The following is a 20160-nucleotide window of genomic DNA, read 5'->3' on the forward strand; positions in this document are numbered from 1 at the left end:
GCGATAAAAAACACCGCACAAGAATGCTCTCGTTTTCCGCGACCACCTCGATCTGGATCAATCACCACGCTGCTGGTGCACGTACCGAAGGGGACGCAATGTTCAAGACCCACTGGACCAACCATCTGGCAACGCCCCTGATCGGCGTGCTCGGCGCAGTGATCGCCACATTTATCGGCTGGCCACTGCCTTGGATGATCGGCTCGCTGGTCGCGGTGATCATCGTGCGCTGCGCCACGACCTTGCAGTTGCAGCCGTTGCCGGGCGGGCGCAAGTTCGGCCAGTGGATCATCGGTATCGGCATCGGCCTGCACTTCACACCGGCGTTGGTCGCGCAAATCGCCGGGCACATGCTGCCGATCATCATTGGCGCGCTGATCACCGTGCTCAGCAGCATCGCTGGCGTGTGGTTTATGCGCCGTACCGGCGAAAGCATGGCCACAGCGTATTTTTCCAGCATGCCGGGTGGCTCGAGTGAAATGGTCAACCTCGGTGCCCGCAACGGCGCCGAACTGACTCGCGTTGCGGCAGCGCAAAGCCTACGGGTGGTGGCCGTGGTGCTGCTGGTGCCGGCGGTGTTCAAGTTTCTGCTCGGCGATGGTGAGGTTCACCTGCACAGCGCGCATGCCGATTGGCCGTGGCTGGCGCTGATCATGCCGGTAGCCGCGGCAGCTGGCTGGTTGCTGCAGCGCTACCGCCAGCCCAACCCATGGCTATTCGGGCCGCTGCTGGTCAGCGCCGCCGCCAGCATTGGCTTCGACCTGAGCAGCACGCTGCCAGCCGGCGCCAGCCAGGTCGGCCAGTTGATGATCGGCAGCGCCCTGGGCTGCTTTTTCAACCGCGCGTTCTTCCGTTATGCCCCGTCATTTCTGGCCCGTACCCTGATCACCACCTTGGTGATGATGTTGGTGGCGTTCGTCGGTGCAGTGTCGATTGGCTGGGCAAGCGGGCTGGATATTCAGTCCCTGACCCTGGGCATGATGCCCGGTGGTATTGCCGAGATGAGCCTGACGGCCGAGACCCTGCAGCTGGCTGTACCGCTGGTGACGGCGATGCAGGTGGTGCGGTTGTTTCTGGTGCTGTTCCTGGCCGAGCCGATCTTCCGGCGTTGGTTGCAGACGGATAGTCCGCAGTTGCGGCGGGCTTGAGCGGTCTCGCCGTAATTCCATGGGGCGGTGGCCGAAGCCGCTGGTGAGCGGAATAATTTTGTAGGAGTGGCTTTAGCCACGAGCTGTTTATCAAGACAAACAAAGATCTCGCGGCTAAAGCCGCTCCCACGCGGTCGCTGGGATTGCGCTTTTGTCTTGTCGCCCTTGCGCCGCGGAAAATGAGTTCCCAAAAGATCTTGAGCCGGCCCTAAGCCGCAGCCTGAGTTTCCTGCTGCTGCGCCCCATACAACGCTTCGCTAACCGCCGCCTGCGCACGGCGGGCCAGTTCGTTGCGGTTGCCCGAGTTGCTGGCAATCGGTTCGAGCAGTTGGATTTCCACTTCGGCCACATCGCTGTTCATCAGCCGCAACAGGTGCGAAAGCATGTCGTCGTCGCCAATAAAGGGCGCCACGTTGCAGCGCTGGCCATCGCGCAGATAGCGAATGGCGACAGGCTGCAGGTCGATGCCGCTTTCGATGGCGCTGCTCAGCAGGCGGCCATGGAAGGTGCGCAGCGCGGCGCCGTCGCAGGTGGTGCCTTCGGGGAAGATCAGTAGGTGGCGGCCGCCGTTGAGGTGGCGGCCCAGTTGCTGATTGAGCAGGCCGCCGTCACCAGCGCCGCGGCGGATGAACAGGGTGCCCGCCTTGTGTGCCAGCCAGCCGGCCAGCGGCCAGGTGCGCACTTCAGCCTTGGACAGGAACGACAGCGGCGCGAGCATGCCGATCAGCGGAATGTCCGTCCAGGAGATGTGATTGCTCAGCCACAGCATCGGCTTTTGCGGTACCTGCCCATGCACGCTGACGCGAAAGGGCAGCGCATTGCCGAGGCGAGCAAGAAACCAGCGAGTCAGGCGCTGGCGTAGGCCCAGCAAGTCGCGGCGAGTCAGGCGTTCGACCGGTACCAGAAAAGCTGCCAGCAGCGCACCGACGCCGAGCACTGCCACGAGGCGGGTCAGGCGCAGGTACAGACGCAGTTTATTCATGGGTTTTTCGGCCTGGACATAAGAGGATAGGGCGCTGAAACGGGCAGCGCCCGGCGAGGCATTTCTACCGCGCCGGGGAGCAGTGGGCAAGCGGCCGATCAGACTGCCGCTTTGAAATGCTTGGCGTAGCGCGGGCACAGCTCGTCGCGCTTGAGCAGGATGAACACGTCGGCGACCTGGAAATCCTTGTCCCAACACGGCTCGCCGCACACCTTGGCGCCCAGGCGCATATAGGCCTTGAGCAGCGGCGGCATCTCGGCGATCACGTTGGCGGAAATCTCCAGCGCAGGCAGCGGTGTTTTCGGTTCGGCGCGCAGGTTTTCGGTGCATAGATGACGTTCGCGTAGGCGCTGCATGATCGCCTGGGCCTGGATGCCGCCGTCCTGCATGGGAATGCTGGCGCAGCCCATCAGGTAGCGGTAGCCGCCCTCGTTGAGCACTTCGGCCAGTTCGGCCCACAGCACGGCGATGGTGCCGCCGTTGCGGTAGGCGGCATCGACGCAGGTGCGGCCGATCTCCAGTACCGGGCCTTGCAGGTGGCGCAGGCCATGCAGGGCGAATTCCTCTTCGCTGTAGAAGCGCCCGAGACCAGCAGCGGCCTGGTGATCGAGCAGGCGTGTGGTGGCGACCAGCGCGCCGCTGTTCAGGTCACGCACGCCGATGTGCTGGCAGTGCATGTCGTAGTCATCCATGTCCAGGCCCAGCTCGGCGCCTTGGAGCTTGGCATCGAATTCGGCGCTGAATACGCGAAAGCGCAGGGCCTGTGCCTCGCGCAGGGCGCGCGCGGTGGTCAGGCGCTCGGCCTGCAGGCGACGGGGAGTGCTGCTGCGCTCGGGTGCCATGGCGTTCTGGGTCATGCCTTACCTCCGTTGCGGGTCGGGCAGCCTTGCTGCGCACGAACCGGAATTAGCCTGCAGACCTGAGCAAACTCAGGAAACAGGCTCAGGCTAGGCAGAGCGGGTGTCACGCCTGTGAAGGTTCGGTGATGCTTGTGTGACAGCCATATCAGGTGGCAACAGCACATCAATCCAGGGATGCAGCGTGCAGGCGCCTCTCTTACCATGTGCGCCTCTCAGCTTTTCGAGCGCGCGCACCCTATGTTCTTCATCAGAAACCTCGGCTTGCCTTTCATTCTTATCGTTGGCGGTATGGTGGCCATGTTTGGGCTGGTGCTGCTCTCGCAGCAGGGCGGCGCGGCCACGGTCTGGGCGAAGGCTATCTCGCCCTGGATGATCCTGCTGCCGGCCTTCGGGGCGGCTTTGGCGGCAAGGCGCCTGGTGCAGATCTGGCAGTGGCGGCGCGGCACGTTGAACGGCGGTTGCCCGAGTTGCACTGGGGTGATGGTGCGGCGGCGGTGCCGCATGTGCGGGCATTACGACTGACCGCGCTTTCCCTGATCCACATCAGCTCGCGCCAGCTGCCCGCTCTCTAAGCTCTGCCACTTTGGCTGACGAGTGTGCCGGTATGCGCCGCGACCCCATCTTGCTGTTCGACAACGGCACCCACACCTGCATGATGTTCGACGACCTGGTCAGCGGCGAGGGCGTGCAGTCCAACCAGTTCCTGATCATCGACCACGATCAGTACCTGCTGCTCGACCCCGGCGGCGACCTGACCTACATGCCTTTGTCGATGGAGCTGTCCAAGCACATTCCGCTGCAGGAGCTGACCTATATCTTCGCCTCGCATCAGGACCCGGACATCATCGCCTCGCTGGACAAGTGGCTGCTGCACACCAAAGCGCAGGTCATCTGTTCCAAGCTGTGGGCGCGCTTTCTGCCGCACCTGACCGCCAACTACCTGGCCCTGAGCCGCGGCATCAACACCTATGACCGCATCATAGCGCTGCCTGACCGCGGCCAGTCGTTCGCCCTCGGGCGTTGCACCCTCAAGGCCGTGCCCGCGCACTTCCTGCATTCGGTGGGCAATTTCCAGCTCTATGACCCGCTGAGCAAGATCCTCTTTTCCGGCGATATGGGCGCCTCGATGCTCGATGACGCCGGCCCCGTCGAGGATTTCGCCGCCCACGTGCCGAGCATGCTCGGGTTTCATCGTCGCTACATGGCCAGCAACAAGGCCTGCCGGCTGTGGGCAGGCATGGTGCGCGACATGGACGTGGAGATGATCGTGCCGCAGCATGGCCGGCCATTCGTGGGGCGGGAAATCATCAGCGCATTTCTGTACTGGATCGAGAACCTGGAATGCGGGCTCGATCTGCTCGGCCCCGAGGACTATCAGCTGCCGCGCTAACTCCTGACAGGTGCCGCTCTTTGCAAGGCGCACGGCGCCGGCTATCTTGGCGCATCCCCGTTGTCGACGAGCCGCCATGCGCCGTTTTTCCCATCTTTTGTGTGTGAGCGACTGATGCCTGGTCAGGTCTATCCCTGGCGCCAGGGTAATCAGTTCACCTTGCTAAACGACGGCCCGGCGTTTTTCCCGCGGATGATCGCCTGTATCGACGCCGCCCGTGAAACCGTCGAACTCGAACAGTATCTGGTGTGCAGCAGCGCCTGCACCGACGCGTTGCTGCGCGCGCTGTGCGAGGCGGCCGAGCGTGGCGTGGAGGTGCGCTGCCTGTTCGATGCCTTTGGTTGCCAGGCGCTCAGCGCAACCGATCGGCAGCGTATGCTCGATGCCGGCGTGCAACTGCGCTGGTACAACCCATTGCGCTGGCGGCGCGGGGTGCGCAACCTGTACCGCGATCACCGCAAATTGCTGGTGGTCGACAGCGAGGTCGCCTTTGTCGGCGGCACAGGTTCTACCGATGATTTCTGGACGCCTGGCGAGCCCGAAAGCGCCTGGCATGAAGTGATGGTGGAAATTGCAGGGCCGCTGGTGGACGACTGGTTGCAACTGTTCGACCGCCAATGGCAGGCCAACAATTCGCGCTTCGCCTGGCGTCCGTATCTGACCCCGCATCGTCAGCCGTTGCCACACTTGCCAAAAGAAGGGCCAGGCTGGGGCCGGGTGGCCTATGCCGATGCCCGCCAGCACCGCGACATCCTGCAGTCGCTGGTGCGTGCGCTCAATGGCGCTCAGCATCGAGTGTGGCTGGCCACACCGTATTTTCTGCCCACCTGGCGGGTGCGCCGCGCCTTGCGCAAGGCGGCCGGGCGTGGCGTCGACGTGCGCCTGCTACTCAGCGGTCGGCATACCGACAACCCGCCGGTGCGCTTTGCCGGGCAGCGTTACTACCCGCGGCTGCTCAAGGCCGGCGTGCGCATCTTCGAATTCCGCCCGCGTTTTCTGCACCTGAAGATGGTGCTGGTCGATGACTGGACCAGCGTCGGTTCCTGCAACTTCGACCACTGGAACCTGCGCTTCAACCTCGATGCCAACGTCGAGACGCTGGACGCAGCCTTCACCGCGGCCGTGCAGCAGAGCTTCGAGACCGATTTCGCGCAGAGCCGCGAGGTGGATTTGCAGATGTGGCAGGCGCGGCCGTTCTGGATGCGCGTGCGTCAGCGCGTATGGGGCTGGGCCGATCGCCTGATCGTCAATCTGCTCGATCGACGACGCTGATCCGCCCCAGCACGCGCAGGTACAGGCGCATGGTGGTGCCAACGCCTGGCGCCGTTTCCACCCGTACGTCACCGCCAGTGTGGTTGGCGAACTCGCGGGCCTGGGCCAGGCCGAGCCCGGTGCCTTTGCCGGCTTGCTTGGTGGTGAAAAACGGATCGAATACCTTGGTCGCGAGCTCCGCAGACATGCCCGGGCCATCGTCCTTGACGCTTAGCACCAGGTAGTTGCCGTCACTCAACTGCGCGTCACCAGCGAGCTGTTCCAGGTGCGTGCTGATCAGCACCTGGCCACGGCCCTGCATGGCGTCACGGGCGTTGCTGAGCAGATTGAGCACCACGGCCTGCAGCTGCACTTCGTCGCACATCACGCCCACGTCTCGGGCCGCAAGGTCGAAGCTCAGGTTGATGTCGCTACCCAAGGTGCCGGCCAGCAGCTCGCGGGCTCCATCGAGACGCTCACTGATGTCGATGCACGCCAGTTCTGGGCCGTCCTGGCGGACGTTGGCGAGCAGCTGGCGAATCAGCTTGCCGCCTTGCTCCACGGCCTGCAGACCGGTCTGCGCGAAACGCTTCACGTCGGCTGGCCTGCGTGAGCGCAGCTGAGCCATTTGCAGGCTGCTGCTAAGCACCTGCAGCAGGTTGTTGACGTCGTGGGCGATGCTCGCGGTCAGCATGCCCAGCGATGACACGCGGCGGGCATGGCGCAGTGATTCTTCGGCCTCGCGGTGGCGCGCCTGGGCCTGCTCCAGCTCATCGAGCAGCTCACTGGCGTGGCGCTCGCGCTGCAACTCCAGCAGGCGCAGTTGCAGCAGCGCCGCCGTCTGCCTGGCCAGCGCCTGCAACGCCTGGCGTTGCGGCTCGGCGAGAGCCCGTGGGCGCGTGTCGATCACGCACACGGTGCCCAGCGGGTGACCCGAGTCAGTGCGAATCGGGGCGCCGGCATAAAAGCGGATGTGCGGCTCGCCGAGCACCAGGACGCTGTGCTGAAAGCGCGGATCCTCGAGGGCATTCTCGACCACCAGTATGTCGTCGGGCTCGAGAATCGCATGGGCGCAGAACGCCAGGTCGCGATGGGTTTCGCGAACATCCAGGCCGACACACGCCTTGAACCATTGCCGTTCCCGATCGACCAGCGAAACCAGCGCAATCGGCGTATCGCACAGGGTGGTCGCCAACAGCACGACATCATCGAAACCCTGCTCGGGAGCTGAGTCGAGAATGTCGAGGTGTTCGAGCGAGAGCACGCGCTCTTCTTCGTCGTCAGGAAACGGAGCAGGGCGATGGGGCATCAGGAGGTACCGCAGAAGGAGTGGCGGCATGATGCGCTGCGCACTTATGGGAGGCAAGGCCGTTTGGTAAGCGCAGTCCGACCGTTTTGTAACGGCACGGGCGGCTCGGTAAATGGTTGAACCAGCTTTTCTCCGCCTCGGTCACAACCTGCAGATGGCCTTGCAAGGCCGCGAATAGCGTTAGCCGATGAGGAAACCCCATGCAGATTTTTGAAGCGTTGCGAGAAAGCCATGATCGTCAGCGGGCGATGGCCGAGGCGCTGGTCGCCACCACCGGCGATTCGCCCGAGCGTGCCCAGTATTACCAGGAACTGAAGGACGAGTTGCTGGCTCATGCGCGGGCCGAGGAGCGGTTTTTCTACTCGCCGCTGATGAAGCACGATGCCGGCGTCGACTTGTCTCGCCATGGTGTGGCCGAGCATCACGAGATGGACGAATTGCTGGAAACCCTGGAAGAAACCGACCCTTCCAGCCCGTCGTGGATCGCCACGGCTCGCAAGCTCAAGGACAAGATATTCCACCACCTTGAGGATGAGGAACACACCTTCTTCCAGCAGGCCGGCAAGATGCTCACCGACCAGCAGAAGACCAGCCTCGCCAGCCAGTACGTCAAGGATTACGAAGAAGCCCTGGCGTGATCCTACCGACCCGCCGCGTTGTGTGGCGGGTCAGTCGGCGAGCAGTTCGCGCACCCTTGATGCCAGAGCATCGAGGCCAAAGGGTTTGGTCAGCACCGCGATGCCGGGCGCCAGTTGGCCGTCGGTGAGCAGCGAGTTTTCTGCGTAACCGGTGATCAGCAGTACCGGCATAGCCCTCCTGACCAACAGCCCGGCGTCGGCCATCTGGCGGCCGTTCATGCCGCCGGGCAGACCGACATCGCTGATCAGCAGGTCTATGGTGACATCCGACTGCAACAGCGCGAGGCCAGCAGCACTGTCACTGGCCTCGATGACATTCAAGCCAAGCTCCTCCAGAACATCGGTGACCAGCAGGCGAATGGTCGGCTCGTCGTCGACCACCAGCACCGTCTTGCCTTGTCGTTGGGGCACGGGCTCCAGGCCTGTTGCAGCGCCTGGTGCGGTATCGGCTTCCGGCACGCCCGCGTGGCGGGGCAGGTACAGCGTCACCGTCGTGCCTTCACCGACCACCGAGACGATGCGCATCTGCCCGCCCGACTGCTTGGCGAAGCCATAAGCCATCGACAGCCCCAGGCCGGTGCCTTCGCCAATCGGCTTGGTGGTGAAGAAGGGCTCCACCGCGCGTGCGACGATCTGCGGCGGCATGCCGACGCCATCGTCGCTTACCGCCAGGCTCAGGTACTCGCCTTCGGGCAGGTTGAGCGTCATACCACGGGCGGCATCGATCCACAGGTTCTGGGTGCAGGCCTTGATCACGCCGCCGCCTGGCATGGCGTCACGGGCGTTGATGCACAGGTTGAGTAGGGTGTTTTCAAGCTGCGAGGCATCCACCAGCGCCGTCCACAGGTTGGCCTGCAGGTCGCTTTCCAGGCGGATGCCAGGGCCGACGGTGCGCTGGATCATTTCCAGCATGCCGGCGATCAGCCCGTTGGCGTCGGTGGGCTTGGGCAGCAGCGTCTGTCGGCGCGAGAAGGCCAGCAAGCGATGGGTCAGCGATGCGGCGCGGCGGGCTGCGGTTTCCGCGGAACTCATGTACTTGCTCAGTTCGTGGAAGCGCCCCTGCTCGATGCGCAGGTGCATCAACTCCAGGGAGCCGGAGATGCCGGCGAGCAGGTTATTGAAGTCATGGGCCAGGCCGCCGGTGAGCTGGCCGATGGCTTCCATCTTCTGTGACTGGCGCAGGGATTCTTCGGCCATGTGCTGGGCGGTGACGTCGCGGCCGACGAAGTGGAACACCCGGCCTGCCGAGTCCGGTGCGGCGTTCCACAGGAACGAGCGCGTTTCACCGCTCTTGCTGCGCAAGCGGCTGGTGAAGCCACTGACTTTTTCGCCCTTGGCGAGGCGCTCCATGAGGCCCAGTACATCGGCCCAGTCATCTTCGACCACCAGATCGAGGAACGGGGTTTTCAGCAAGTGCTCGCTATCCCAGCCCAGCAGCTGCGTCCAGGCCGGGTTGATGGTCTTGAAGTAACCGTCGATACCGGCTGAGCCCATCAGGTCGTTGGTGCTTTCCCACAGGCGGTCGCGCTCGGCGGTGCGCTTGCGTAGTTCGGCGCGGTTGAGCTTTTCGCGGGTGATATCGCGCGCCGAGCAGTAGGTCTTGCGGCCATCGGGCACGGCTACCCAGGACAGCCAGCGCCATTCGCCGTTCTTGCAGCGAAAGCGATGTTCCAGCCCCAGCGCCGGTTCGCCGGCCTGCTTGAAGTTCTGCCACACGTTGTGGGTACCGGCTTTGTCCTTGGGGTGCACGAAGTCGAGAAAGTGAGTGTTGGCCAGCTCTTCCTCGGACCAGCCAAGGGTCACCTGCCAGGCCGGATTGGTCGATTCGAAGTAACCCTCGTGGTTGAGCACGCCGAGCAGGTCCGGAGTGATCTGCCAGGTGCGCCCGCGCTCGAAGGTCTGGGCGATGACCTTCTGTTCGAGTTCGGCATTGAGCGCCATGACCCGCGCGATGGCACGGTCGCGTTCACCTTCGATGGCGCGGCGGTCTTCGACGTTGATCAGCACGCCAGGAAAGCTCAGGCCAGTGCCATCGGCTGCCAGTTCGACGCGGCCGTTGGCCTCCAGCCAGTAGTAGCGGCCATCGGCACGGCGCACGCGGTACTGGTGCGCATACGGGCCACCACGGGAGATCACATCGTTGATGGCCGCGTGCAGGCTGTCGATATCTTCGGGGTGAACCGTCGCCACCACTTGTTGCAGGCTGAGGCCTTCGCGGCCCAGGGCTGGGTCGAGGCCGAAGTTGCGGGCGAAGGCTTCATCGACCGTGAAGCGGTTGGTCGGTAGGTCCCAAAACCAGGTACCGATGATCGCGCCTGCCGCCAGCGCCAGTTGCACCCGTTCGGCGTTGGCGATGGCCGGCTGCTGAATGGTGACCAGCTGGGTGGTTTCGATGGCCACGTTGAGGAAGCCGGCGACCGCCCCGCTGGCGTCGGTCAGCGGGCTGTAAGAGAAGGTCCAGTAGGTGTCTTCGGGGTAGCCATTGCGGGTGGTCAGCAGGTGCATGTTCTGCTGGTGCACGGGGTTGCCCGCTAATACCTGGTCGACCATCGGGCCGACGGTTGGCCAGACGTCGAGCCAGACTTCTTCGATGGGACGTCCTATCGCACCGGGGTGGCGTTCACCGAGCAATGCGATGTAGGCATCGTTGTAGATCAGCGTTCGCTCAGGCCCCCAGGTCGCGCACATGGCGAAACTGCTGGTGCGCATGATCGCCCAGGTGGTGCGCAGTTCGACCGGCCAGCTTTGCTGAGCGCCGAGCGCGGTCGTGGCCCAGTCGAAATCGTCGAGGATGAATGACACGGGGAGACCTTGCGCTGGCGATGCGAGTGAGGTGGCAAGTGTGCCATCAGTGGGCACGGCAGACCCAGAAAACATTTGCGCAAATTTGCGCTGATCCTATTCGGTTCCGGCAGGGATCAGCTGCGATCTTTTTGATTGTAGTTGTACAGCCTCAATCGCTTGTAGAACTTCTCGCCGCTTCGCTGCTCGAATATTGCACAGGGGCCAGCTCATGCGGCCCCGCCCGCAGCTCTATAGGTGAGCCGATGCCAACAGGTGGCAAGCAGAACTTCCGGGTCGATAATTCCTCGTCAGGGGATATTTCGGGCTCGGGCAAGAACATCTTCTTCGCCGCGGTGGAAACTACCCGCATGCCGATGATCGTCACTGACCCTAACCGTGACGACAACCCGATCATCTTTGCCAATAACGCCTTTCTGGAAATGACCGGTTATGAGGCCGAGGAAATCGTCGGTAGCAACTGCCGCTTTCTGCAGGGGCCGGAAACCGATCGCTCGGTTGTCACTCAGGTGCGTGAAGCGATTGCCGCGCGCCGCGACATATCGGTCGAGCTGATCAACTACCGCAAGGATGGTTCGACCTTCTGGAACGCGCTGTTCGTCTCGCCGGTTTATAACGATGCCGGCGAGCTGATCTATTTCTTCGCCTCGCAGCTCGATATCAGCCGCCGCCGCGATGCCGAGGAAGGGCTGCGCCAGGCGCAGAAGATGGAAGCGCTCGGCCAGCTCACCGGCGGCATCGCCCACGATTTCAACAACCTGCTGCAGGTGATGATCGGTTACCTGGAAGTGCTTGAGCGCACCGCCAGCAAGCCCGAATACGACCAGAACCGCATCCTGCGTTGCGTGAACAATGCCCGCAATGCGGCGGACCGTGCGGCCACGCTTACTCAGCAATTGCTGGCGTTCTCGCGTAAGCAGAAGCTCGAAGGCCGGGTAGTCAACCTCAATGGCATGATCCATGGCTTCCAGGAGCTCGGCGAGCGCACCCTGGGGCACGCAAATCTGCGCCTGACGCTGGATAAAGCGCTGTGGAACTGCCGGATCGACCCGACTCAGGCCGAGGTGGCGTTTCTCAATATCCTGATCAACGCCCGCGACGCACTGGAAGGTCGCGAACAGCCCGTGGTGCATATCGAAACCAAGAACGTCACTGTCGAAGAGCTAGCGAGCATGTCCTATGACGGCTTGATGCCCGGCCGTTACGTCAGCGTGGCGATCACCGATAACGGCATGGGCATGTCCGATAGCGTGAGCAGCCGCGTGATGGACCCGTTCTTCACCACCAAGGATGAAGGCAAGGGTTCCGGGCTTGGCCTGTCGATGGTCTATGGCTTCGTCAAGCAATCCGGTGGCGCCGTGCGCATCTATTCAGAGGAGGGCGTGGGCACCACGCTGCGCCTGTACTTCCCGGCCGATGACAGTCAGGTGGTCCACAGCCCGGCGAAGGAACGCACCAACGAGCGTAACGGCACCGAGCGCGTGCTGGTGGTGGAAGATCGCCCGGACGTTGCCGACCTCGCCCGCATGGTGCTGGAGGATTACGGCTATGTCGCCGAGATCGCCCTTAACGCCCGCGAAGCGCTGCTCAGGCTGGATGTGGCCGAATACGATCTGCTGTTCACCGACCTGATCATGCCGGGCGGTATGAATGGCGTGATGCTGGCGCGCGAGGCGCGGCGTCGCAAACCGGGGCTCAAGGTGCTGCTGACCACCGGCTATGCGGAAAACTCGCTTGAGCGCACCGACGCGGGTGGCAGTGAGTTCGACGTGATCTCCAAGCCCTACGTGCCCAACGAGCTGGCGCGCAAGGTGCGCCAGGTCATCGACGGGCCGACTGGCGTAGGCTGACGCAGCAAGCCAATGTGGCGGGATAGCCCGCCGCAGCGCCTTTCGGGCCACCCTGACGAGTGGTCGGAAGACTATACGAACTGTTCTGCATGTATCCGTCTCACAAGGATATGGACAAATACATCAGCAGATTCATGACGGAAACCGGCTGCCAGCTCGAACTCGAAAGAGGCCCGACCGGAATATGCTTCAAGGCGCTGGCCAGTGACGGGCAGTGCCTAGGGCAACGGCACTTGAGTACCGCGCAGCTGGGAAATAGCGTACTCGTGCAGGCGGTGATGCTCGACTTCATCGCCCAAGTGAAGCGGCGACTGGAGCCTGGGAGGCAGAGCGTTTCGAAACCTACCGATCCATTACGGGAAAACTCTCGGGATGATTCGCAAAGCTCGCCCGGCAGCTGAACTGTTTACATCATCACTGGCACGCTCACAGTGCGTAAATCCCCTCGCAAAAGGTTGTTTAGCAGCTACCTGAGTTTGTCGCGCCCTGTATAAAGTGGAACCTTTTCGCTGATACAGGCCGCTTCCGTGAATCTCTGGTTTCGTCTCCTTCTGATGCTTCTTCGCCGCCCCTGGCGCAAACCGGTCTCCGCGTTCGACACCACGGTGGTGCGCATGCGCGTGTGGCCGCTGGATCTGGACTTCAACCGGCATGTCACCAATGGCCGTTACTTCACGCTTTCCGATGTCGGTCGTATGGATTATGTGCTGCGCAGCGGCGCGTTTCGGGTGGCCTTGCGGCACAAGGCACTGCCCATCGTCGGCGATGTATGGGGCAAGTTTCGCCGTGAGCTGAAGCTGTTCGAAGCCTTCGAAATCCACACCCGCATGCTGGGTTGGGATGAGAAGTGGAGTTTCGTCGAACACCGCTTCGTCAAAGATGGCCGCGTGGTCGGCGTGGTGATCATGCGTGGGCTTTTTCGCGGCCGCAAAGGCAATGTGGCGCCGGGAGAGTTCGCCCTGGAGCTGGGCTTGCCGGAGCAATCGCCAGCGCTGCCGGATTGGTTGACGCAGTGGTCCGCCAGTTGCGACAGGCTGAGCAGCCAGTTGCGCGACGAGGAACAGTAATCTCACCGCCACGCCCTAGGGTATAGCGGTGACATCGTGGTTCCGCTTATCTATCAGAAGTCCAGCGTCAGCCCCGCATACAGCGCCCGACCATCGCCCGCGGCATGCAATGATTGCTGTACACCAGCGCTGTCGTCATACCAGGCGTATTCGTAGTAACGGTCGGTGATGTTCTTGGCTTGCAGGTCGACACTTAGCGTCGGCGTGACCTGATAAACCGCACCCAGGTTGAGCAGCACATAGTCACCGTATTTACCCGTGCTGTTGGTGCGCTCCAGGTAGTAGTCGCTTTGCGCATTGGCCCAGGCCGATAGCTGCAGTGCGGGCGTCAGCTGATAGGTGGTGCCTGCGGCATACAGGTGATGAGGGACGTGATCCATCTCCTTGCCCTTGCTGGCCGGCAGATTGGGGTTGGGTTTTAGAATCTCGGAGAATTGCCGCGAGTAGGACAGCCAGATACTGCTGGCCTCGGTCGGGTACAGGTTGACCTGCAAATCCCAGCCCTTGCGCAGGGTCTGCCCGACGTTCTCGGCGTCGCCCACCGCATCGTTGAGCTTGCGCTGCACCTCGTCCGAGGCCTCCTGTTCCCAATAAGCGATGCGTCCATCCAACCACGCGGTCGGCCTGAACTTGATGCCGGTTTCCCAGCCATCGTTGATCGACGGTTTCAGGTCGTCGCTCTGGCTGGCCAGGCGATAGGCCGCCGAGCCAACACCGACCTGGTAGCTGCGCCCCCAATTGGCGTAGAAGCTCGCCTGTTGCCACGGCGAATAGACGACGCTGATCTTCGGCTGTTTGATCAAGCCATAGTCGTTGACGTCGGCCTGTTCGCCGGTCAGCTCGTTGCGGTAGTCGCCGTAGAGCTTGTCGACGCGATACGCCGGGATGATCTTCAGCGTGTCGGTCGGCTCGATCACCGCCTGCAGGTAGGCGCCGTAAACATTCAGGTCGAATTGCTGATCGCGGGTCTGCGTTACGCGACTGCGTTGCTGAGTTCGATAGCGCAGGCTTTCGTTCTCCTGGCGCTGTACCTCGGCGCCGCTCTCGAGCGCGAAAGCATGCAGGTGCTCCACCTCCGGCCGCCAGGTCAGGCTGCTCAGCGCGCCGTACTGGGTTTCGTCGGCGTAGCGTTCCTGTTGCGATGAGGTGCGCCAGTACTGCGTCCAACGGCGATCCTCGAACGTGTTCACATAAGCCTTGGTGGCCAGGCTCAAGGTGTCAGAGAGGGTGGCATCGAGGTGCAGGCTGAGCTGGTTCATCTCGCGCTCGCCAGTATCGGTGGCGTTGTTGGCGTACGACTGGCGCGGCCGGTTTCGTGAGTCGGCGCGGCTCAGGTAGCCGGCCTCGTCGGCATCGGCCTTGTAGTGCCGGGCGATCAAACCGGCGCGCCAGGCATCGTTGTCGGCGGTGTAGAACCACTTGCCCGAGAAACTCATGCGCTCGGCGTCGGCGTGATCCCGGTAACCGCCGCTGCCCTGATAGCTGAACGAATAGTTCTGGCTCCAGTTGCCATCCTCGACGCCTTTGACCAGCTGCAGCTCGCGGGTATCGAAGCTGCCATAGCGCAGGCGCAGCTTGCCGTCGTTGCCGCCCTGGCGGGTGTTGATGCTGGCGTTGCCGGCAATGTTGTGCAGCCCGTAGCGTGGATCATTGGTGCCGCGTACCACTTCGATGCTGTCGATCTCCAGCGGGAACACCATATCGATAAAGGGCATGTTGCCGTCGTTGGTGTTGCTGGGAATGCCGTCGACCAGCAGTTTGACCGCGTTTACTTCACCTTCGCCATTAAAGCCGCGAAACGACAGCTTGCCGGAGGTGGTGCCCTGGTTGAACTGCGTGAGCATCACGCCGGGTGCGCGGCTGAACAGCTCCCAGCTATATTGCACGGGCTGCTTTTCGAGGATGTCGGCGCCCAGTACGTCAACCGAACTGAGTATGTTGCGGCTGGCCAGCGGACCGGTTTGCTCACCGACCACGCTGACTGCGCCCAGCGTGACGATGGAGTCGCCAGCACTGCGGGTATCGGCGATGGCCAAGGTCAGTGGCGCGGCGGTGAACAGGCAGGACAGCATTACGTGAGGCGCCGAGCGGCGCACTGCTGGCAGCAGAGCGATGTGTGTGGTTTTCATGGAGGTGTTTCCACGCAAATAAGTGACGCTGATTCGCGGCTGCACGAACGCGCAGACCGACGGAGTCAGGCTGATTGGGTCACACGGCGAGGAAGCGGGAAGGGGAGGCGCGAGGATTCAGGGAGGGCCGCAGGTAGCGCGGTGGCGGTTGCGCCAGGCTGTGTTCGAGAATCGGCGACGGTGTGGCCGACTGAAGGTAGCCGATGTTCCACGAGGCGGTGTTGAGGGCAATGGCCAGGGACGTGGAGGAGCACAGTGGGCAGCTGAACTGCGCGCTCATTTGCTGAGACTGGCTGGAGTTGCTGTCGTCGTAGATCTGGGCGTGATCGCTGCCAAAGGCGCAGTAGCCACTGTTCAGGCCGCTGAGGGCCAGGCCACTCATTTGCCCGTGATGAATACCGCAGACGAACAGACTGAACAGAACGCTGGCGTACAGCATCCATGCAATCAATGACCGTTCAGCGCGTACGAATTTCATGGGGCCGAACTTTACCACCACGGTAAGGTTTGGCGCGGATGCTTGGCGTGGTCAATTGCCGCATGGGCAGAGGCGGGCAGGGCGCGGAGAGTTGATCCCCACGCCCGCCCTGTTTCATGCGCACAGCTGTGCGCAAATCATCACGCCAATGTGGCGAGATCGGCAGCGTCGAAGCCTGGCAGCGGCTCACCGTTGCGGGCCTTGTTGGCCCACTCGGCGTCGGAGATCAGTACGCGGCCCACAGCGATCAGGTCGAACTCTTCACGCTCCATGCGCTGATGCAGGTTGTCCAGCACCGCGGCCCCAGAGCCCTTGCCGCCGAAGGCGCCGAAGAAGTCGCCATCCAGGCCGACCGAGCCGACACTGATGGTCGCTGCGCCGGTCAGTTTTTTCGCCCAGCCGGCGAAGTTCAGGCCTTCGGTGCCGTCGATTTCCGGGAATTCCGGCTCCCAGAAACGGCGCTGCGAGCAATGCAGAATGTCCACGCCAGCATCCACCAGCGGCGCTAGCCATTCGGTCATCTGCTCTGGCGAGGTGGCCAGGCGCGCGGCGTAGTCCTGCTGCTTCCACTGGCTGACCCGCAGGATCAGCGGGAAGTCTGCACCGACTGCTGCACGCACGGCGCGTACCGCTTCGGCAGCGAAGCGCGAGCGCTCGGCGATGGTCGCACCGCCAAAGGCGTCAGTACGGGTATTGGTGCCAGGCCAGAAGAACTGGTCGATCAGGTAACCGTGGGCGCCATGCAGCTCCACGGTATCGAAGCCCAGACGCTTGGCGTCGGCTGCGGCGCTGGCAAAGGCGGCTACGGTGTCGGCGATATCTTCCAGGCTCATCGCCACGCCGCGTTTATCATCCGGGCCAACCAGCCCCGATGGGCTTTCGACCGGCGCTTCAGGCTCCCAACCGCCCTGGCCGCGTGTCGAACCGGTGTGCCAGACCTGCGGCCCGATAAGCCCGCCAGCGGCGTGAACAGCCTTGGCGACTTCAGCCCAGCCGGCCAACGCTGCGGCGCCGTGGAAGAACGGAATACCCGACATGTTGCGCGAGGCAGGGCGATCAATCACCGTGCCCTCGGTGAGAATCAGGCCGACACCACCGGCAGCGCGGCGGCGGTAATACTCGGCATGTTGCGGACCGGGAATGCCTTCCGGGGCCATGGCGCGGGTCATCGGCGCCATGACGATACGGTTGGCAAGTTCCAGGCCCTTGAGCTTGAAGGGGCTGAACAGAACGTCGTCGGACATAAATCACTCCATCAGGGGTTGAGTGGCCGCTGGGTCATCAGCGGCTCTGCAAATTGGGTGAAGCTGGGGTTATGGCGATATCTGGCTAGCGAACACAGCCAACAACTCGATTACGCAGTCATTATTCGGGCCAGAACGGCCTGATGAAGCCAGCGCGGGGTTGCCCACATGAACACGACATTCAGCTTGTTGGCAACACCAGGCACTGTGCTGATACGGCCATTATTCATGGCGCGAATACCAGCGCGCACCACTGGCGGCGTCTCCATCATCACGGCCCTCAGCATGGGCGTGATGCGCTGCTGAGCGGTACTGGCGAAGCCGGTGTCGGTCAGGCCCGGGCACAGCGCCGTGACGGTCACGCCGTCGCGTTTGAACTCCCGGTGCAATGCCTCGCTAAAGCGCAGCACGTAGGCTTTGGCCGCCGAGTAGACCGCGAAGCTCTCGACGCCCTGGTAAGCGAGAATGCTGGCGACCTGCAGGATCTTGCCGCGTTTGCGGCGGCGCATGTCCTGGCCGAAGAGGTGGGTCATGGCGGTGAGGCTGGCAATGTCCAACTGGATCATCGACAGAGCCGCCTCAGGCTGACTGTCCAGAAACGGCCCCTGCAAACCATGGCCTGCGTTGTTGATCAGTACATCGACCTCGATGCCGCGCTCTTCAGTCAAACGTTGATGCAAGCGGCCCACGGCTGCGATGTCGGTGAGGTCTACCTGCTCGACCAGCGCGTCAATGCGGTGCTGCTGGCGCAATGAATCCGCCAGCACCTCAAGCCGCTCCAACCGCCTGGCAACGAGTATCAGGTTATGGCCAAGCGCCGCGTATTGCCTGGCGAATTCCTCGCCGAGGCCGCTCGACGCGCCGGTGATAAGCACCCAGGTGCCTCTATTCGACGGCATGGCGTCAGCCTCAGTGCGCGCCGACCGAGCGGTAGCGCTCGGCCGCGTGGGATTGCTTGATGCCGCCGAGCAGCGCTTGCCGCGCGGCCTGGAGTGTGCCCCAGGCGGAGTCATCGTGCAGAGGCGGGATGGTCACGGGCTCACGCTTGTCGAAGCCGCCCAGCGCTGCATCGACCAACTCGTTGACGTCCATCATTTCCGGGATGGCGTTGGTGTCGATGCCCGCACGCTCCCAGATCTCGGTGCGCGTCGCGGCCGGCAATACCGCCTGCACATAGACGCCTTTGGGGTTCAGCTCCAGGCTCAGCCCCTGGGACAGAAACAGCACGAACGCCTTGCTCGCGCCATATACCGTCATACCCAGTTCCGGCGCCAGGCCGACCACCGAGCCGATATTGACGATGCTGCCTTCACCCGCTTGCGCCAGGCGCGGCGCGATGGCGTTGGCAAGGCGTGCCAGCGCGGTGGTGTTGAGGGTGATCAGCCGCTCGATTGCGTCCCCAGTCTGCTCGACGAAGCTGCCTGATTGCGCGATGCCTGCGTTGTTGATGAGCACACCGATGCTGGCATCGTCACGCAGCCGCGCTTCGACGAGCCTGATGTCATCGGCCTGGGTCAGGTCGGCACGGAGGATATCCACGGCAACCCCATGCTCGGTACGCAGGCGGCTGGCCAGTGATTCCAGGCGCGCCCCGTCGCGAGCGACCAGCACCAGGTCATGGCCGCGCTGGGCGAAGCGTTCTGCGTAAACGGCGCCGATTCCGGACGAGGCGCCGGTGATGAGTACGGTAGAGAGTTGGGTCATGGTGATCTGCTCGATAGTGGGAGTGGGCGTCGGCGGCTGTTAAAAGCGGTGGCGTCGGCGTGCCATTAAGATGATGATCGTAATCTTTCCTGTCAATGCCTTTTGATTATGATCGGCATCTATGTATAGTGGCGGTCAGTTAACCGACACGACTTCAGGAGGCATCCCGCTATGCGAGTGAGCAAAGCCCAGGCGCAGGCGAACCGGGCATTGATCGTGGAAACGGCTTCGCACCTGTTTCGTGAGCGCGGTTATGACGGCGTTGGCGTGGCCGATCTGATGGCCGCCGCTGGCTTTACCCATGGTGGTTTCTACAAGCACTTTGGCTCCAAGGCCGATTTGGTGGCGGAGTCGGCGGCTTGCGGTATCTCGAAAACGCTCGAACTCACCCAGGCGGCAGATGCCGCGCAGTTCTTCGATTTTTACGTGTCGCGCAAGCACCGTGATTCTCGCGATGCCGGTTGTACGCTTGCCGCTCTTGGCGGCGATGCGGCGCGCCAGGCGGAGAACCTCAAGTCGATCTTCGCCGACGGCATCGACAGCTTGCTGGCAACGCTGGCGCGTAACGAAAGTGGAACGGATGGCGATGCGAGCCAGGAGCAGCGCGCCACGCTGATCGGTCAGTTGGCTCAGGCGGTTGGCGCGATTGTGTTGTCGCGAGCCTGCCCGGACGACTCCGCGCTGGCCGATGAAATCATCAACGTGTGCCGCGCGCAGCTTCTTGCTGTCGCTGCGGATGAGCAAGGCTGATCTCACCACCATCCAATGTCGCTGCGGCGGCGGGCTGAAACGGAGGCTGCAATGACCATTCACTACCTCGACGACCTCGCACCAGGGCAATGCTTCAAGGGCAACACCCGAGCGCGGGTAGAAGAAAATGCTATCAAGGCGTTTGCCAGCGAGTTCGATCCTCAGCCCTTTCACCTCGATAACGAGGCCGCGCGCGAGTCGCTTTTCGGATCGCTGGCTGCCAGCGGCTGGCACACCGCCTCGATGACCATGCGCCTGCTCGTGGACTGCGAGTTGAAGCTCGCGGGCGGCATTATCGGTGCCGGCTTCGATGAACTGCGCTGGCCGCTGCCGGTGAGGCCCGGCGATGAGCTGCGAGTCGAACTCGAAGTCCTGGAAGTACGGCCTTCCAAATCCAGGCCCTCCCAGGGACTGGTCAAACTGCGCACCACCACCCTGAACCAGAATGATCAGGCCGTGCAGATTTCCGTGGGCAGCCTGGTGGTGCAACGGCGCCCTGAGCACTAAACACAACCGACCTCGAACAGTGCCGCCTGGCGGCGATGACGACAATGGAGC

The 20160-nt window shown here is 62.9% G+C and carries 18 protein-coding genes; 9 read left to right on the plus strand and 9 right to left on the minus strand.

Annotation, left to right across the window (positions count from 1 at the left end; genetic code table 11):
- Positions 1-98: 98 nt before the first annotated feature.
- The gene (locus BUC40_RS10090; RefSeq protein ID WP_073266188.1) at positions 99-1148 is read left to right on the plus strand and encodes an AbrB family transcriptional regulator; all 1050 of its coding nucleotides are present in this window, start codon (positions 99-101) and stop codon (positions 1146-1148) included.
- 208 nt (positions 1149-1356) lie between these two features.
- Here BUC40_RS10090 and BUC40_RS10095 read toward each other — a convergent pair whose 3' ends face one another.
- Positions 1357-2130, minus strand: a complete 774-nt coding sequence (locus tag BUC40_RS10095; protein ID WP_073265253.1) for a lysophospholipid acyltransferase family protein — start codon at positions 2128-2130, stop codon at positions 1357-1359.
- 98 nt (positions 2131-2228) lie between these two features.
- Positions 2229-2987 (minus strand): L-ornithine N(alpha)-acyltransferase, encoded by a 759-nt coding sequence (gene olsB / locus BUC40_RS10100; RefSeq protein WP_073265255.1) that lies wholly within the window; start codon positions 2985-2987, stop codon positions 2229-2231.
- A 204-nt stretch (positions 2988-3191) separates the two neighbouring features.
- On the opposite strand from olsB, the gene BUC40_RS10105 reads away from it, so the two are divergent.
- From BUC40_RS10105 to BUC40_RS10115, 3 genes are all read left to right on the plus strand, one after another.
- Positions 3192-3512, plus strand: coding sequence for a hypothetical protein (locus BUC40_RS10105; protein WP_139272157.1), 321 nt, complete (start codon positions 3192-3194; stop codon positions 3510-3512).
- A gap of 82 nt (positions 3513-3594) precedes the next feature.
- Positions 3595-4380, plus strand: coding sequence for an oxygen-binding di-iron domain-containing protein (locus BUC40_RS10110; protein ID WP_073265259.1), 786 nt, complete (start codon positions 3595-3597; stop codon positions 4378-4380).
- A 114-nt stretch (positions 4381-4494) separates the two neighbouring features.
- On the plus strand, positions 4495-5652 hold the full coding sequence (locus BUC40_RS10115) for a phospholipase D-like domain-containing protein (protein WP_073265261.1): 1158 nt from the start codon (positions 4495-4497) through the stop codon (positions 5650-5652).
- On the opposite strand, the gene BUC40_RS10120 is transcribed toward BUC40_RS10115, so the two are convergent.
- Positions 5627-6940, minus strand: coding sequence for a sensor histidine kinase (locus tag BUC40_RS10120; RefSeq protein WP_073266190.1), 1314 nt, complete (start codon positions 6938-6940; stop codon positions 5627-5629). The genes BUC40_RS10115 and BUC40_RS10120 overlap by 26 nt on opposite strands.
- A 200-nt stretch (positions 6941-7140) precedes the next feature.
- On the opposite strand from BUC40_RS10120, the gene BUC40_RS10125 reads away from it, so the two are divergent.
- The gene (locus BUC40_RS10125) at positions 7141-7578 is read left to right on the plus strand and encodes a hemerythrin domain-containing protein (RefSeq protein ID WP_073265263.1); all 438 of its coding nucleotides are present in this window, start codon (positions 7141-7143) and stop codon (positions 7576-7578) included.
- A 30-nt stretch (positions 7579-7608) separates the two neighbouring features.
- Here the strand turns inward: BUC40_RS10125 and BUC40_RS10130 are convergent, their stop codons facing one another.
- Positions 7609-10380 carry a hybrid sensor histidine kinase/response regulator gene (locus BUC40_RS10130; RefSeq protein WP_073265265.1) on the minus strand — a complete coding sequence of 924 codons (2772 nt, stop codon included), beginning with the start codon at positions 10378-10380 and terminating at the stop codon, positions 7609-7611.
- 245 nt (positions 10381-10625) lie between these two features.
- Between BUC40_RS10130 and BUC40_RS10135 the strand changes: the two genes are divergently transcribed.
- Entirely contained in the window at positions 10626-12230 is a 1605-nt protein-coding gene (locus tag BUC40_RS10135; RefSeq protein WP_073265267.1) for a histidine kinase famiy protein, read from the plus strand.
- 527 nt (positions 12231-12757) lie between these two features.
- On the plus strand, positions 12758-13297 hold the full coding sequence (locus tag BUC40_RS10145; RefSeq protein ID WP_073265271.1) for a thioesterase family protein: 540 nt from the start codon (positions 12758-12760) through the stop codon (positions 13295-13297).
- A gap of 53 nt (positions 13298-13350) precedes the next feature.
- Here BUC40_RS10145 and BUC40_RS10150 read toward each other — a convergent pair whose 3' ends face one another.
- From BUC40_RS10150 to BUC40_RS10170, 5 genes are all read right to left on the minus strand, one after another.
- Entirely contained in the window at positions 13351-15369 is a 2019-nt protein-coding gene (locus BUC40_RS10150; protein WP_083593505.1) for a TonB-dependent receptor, read from the minus strand.
- Between the two features lie 136 nt (positions 15370-15505).
- Complete coding sequence (locus BUC40_RS10155; RefSeq protein WP_073265273.1) at positions 15506-15904, minus strand: DUF2946 family protein; 399 nt, start codon at positions 15902-15904, stop codon at positions 15506-15508.
- A gap of 140 nt (positions 15905-16044) precedes the next feature.
- The gene (locus BUC40_RS10160; protein ID WP_073265275.1) at positions 16045-17148 is read right to left on the minus strand and encodes an NADH:flavin oxidoreductase; all 1104 of its coding nucleotides are present in this window, start codon (positions 17146-17148) and stop codon (positions 16045-16047) included.
- Between the two features lie 110 nt (positions 17149-17258).
- A complete protein-coding gene (locus BUC40_RS10165; protein WP_073265277.1) occupies positions 17259-18047 on the minus strand; it encodes an SDR family NAD(P)-dependent oxidoreductase in 789 nt (262 codons plus the stop codon).
- Positions 18048-18057: 10 nt separating this feature from the next.
- On the minus strand, positions 18058-18852 hold the full coding sequence (locus tag BUC40_RS10170) for an SDR family NAD(P)-dependent oxidoreductase (protein ID WP_073265279.1): 795 nt from the start codon (positions 18850-18852) through the stop codon (positions 18058-18060).
- A gap of 171 nt (positions 18853-19023) precedes the next feature.
- Between BUC40_RS10170 and BUC40_RS10175 the strand changes: the two genes are divergently transcribed.
- Together BUC40_RS10175 and BUC40_RS10180 are read left to right on the plus strand one after the other, a co-directional pair.
- On the plus strand, positions 19024-19602 hold the full coding sequence (locus BUC40_RS10175) for a TetR/AcrR family transcriptional regulator (protein WP_073265281.1): 579 nt from the start codon (positions 19024-19026) through the stop codon (positions 19600-19602).
- 15 nt (positions 19603-19617) lie between these two features.
- Entirely contained in the window at positions 19618-20109 is a 492-nt protein-coding gene (locus BUC40_RS10180) for a MaoC family dehydratase (RefSeq protein ID WP_341864607.1), read from the plus strand.
- Positions 20110-20160: the final 51 nt, after the last annotated feature.

Source organism: Phytopseudomonas punonensis (assembly GCF_900142655.1).
GTDB lineage: Bacteria > Pseudomonadota > Gammaproteobacteria > Pseudomonadales > Pseudomonadaceae > Aquipseudomonas > Aquipseudomonas punonensis.

Bases quoted from the DNA above. Each gene is read 5' to 3' on its own strand.
- BUC40_RS10135 (WP_073265267.1), top strand. From the start codon at position 10,626: ATGCCAACAGGTGGCAAGCAGAACTTCCGGGTCGATAATTCCTCGTCA.
- BUC40_RS10125 (WP_073265263.1), top strand. From the start codon at position 7,141: ATGCAGATTTTTGAAGCGTTGCGAGAAAGCCATGATCGTCAGCGGGCG.
- BUC40_RS10155 (WP_073265273.1), bottom strand. From the start codon at position 15,904: ATGAAATTCGTACGCGCTGAACGGTCATTGATTGCATGGATGCTGTAC.
- BUC40_RS10095 (WP_073265253.1), bottom strand. From the start codon at position 2,130: ATGAATAAACTGCGTCTGTACCTGCGCCTGACCCGCCTCGTGGCAGTG.
- olsB (WP_073265255.1), bottom strand. From the start codon at position 2,987: ATGACCCAGAACGCCATGGCACCCGAGCGCAGCAGCACTCCCCGTCGC.
- BUC40_RS10115 (WP_073265261.1), top strand. From the start codon at position 4,495: ATGCCTGGTCAGGTCTATCCCTGGCGCCAGGGTAATCAGTTCACCTTG.
- BUC40_RS10120 (WP_073266190.1), bottom strand. From the start codon at position 6,940: ATGCCCCATCGCCCTGCTCCGTTTCCTGACGACGAAGAAGAGCGCGTG.
- BUC40_RS10090 (WP_073266188.1), top strand. From the start codon at position 99: ATGTTCAAGACCCACTGGACCAACCATCTGGCAACGCCCCTGATCGGC.
- BUC40_RS10105 (WP_139272157.1), top strand. From the start codon at position 3,192: ATGTGCGCCTCTCAGCTTTTCGAGCGCGCGCACCCTATGTTCTTCATC.
- BUC40_RS10175 (WP_073265281.1), top strand. From the start codon at position 19,024: ATGCGAGTGAGCAAAGCCCAGGCGCAGGCGAACCGGGCATTGATCGTG.
- BUC40_RS10165 (WP_073265277.1), bottom strand. From the start codon at position 18,047: ATGCCGTCGAATAGAGGCACCTGGGTGCTTATCACCGGCGCGTCGAGC.
- BUC40_RS10150 (WP_083593505.1), bottom strand. From the start codon at position 15,369: ATGCTGTCCTGCCTGTTCACCGCCGCGCCACTGACCTTGGCCATCGCC.
- BUC40_RS10160 (WP_073265275.1), bottom strand. From the start codon at position 17,148: ATGTCCGACGACGTTCTGTTCAGCCCCTTCAAGCTCAAGGGCCTGGAA.
- BUC40_RS10110 (WP_073265259.1), top strand. From the start codon at position 3,595: ATGCGCCGCGACCCCATCTTGCTGTTCGACAACGGCACCCACACCTGC.
- BUC40_RS10170 (WP_073265279.1), bottom strand. From the start codon at position 18,852: ATGACCCAACTCTCTACCGTACTCATCACCGGCGCCTCGTCCGGAATC.
- BUC40_RS10180 (WP_341864607.1), top strand. From the start codon at position 19,618: ATGTCGCTGCGGCGGCGGGCTGAAACGGAGGCTGCAATGACCATTCAC.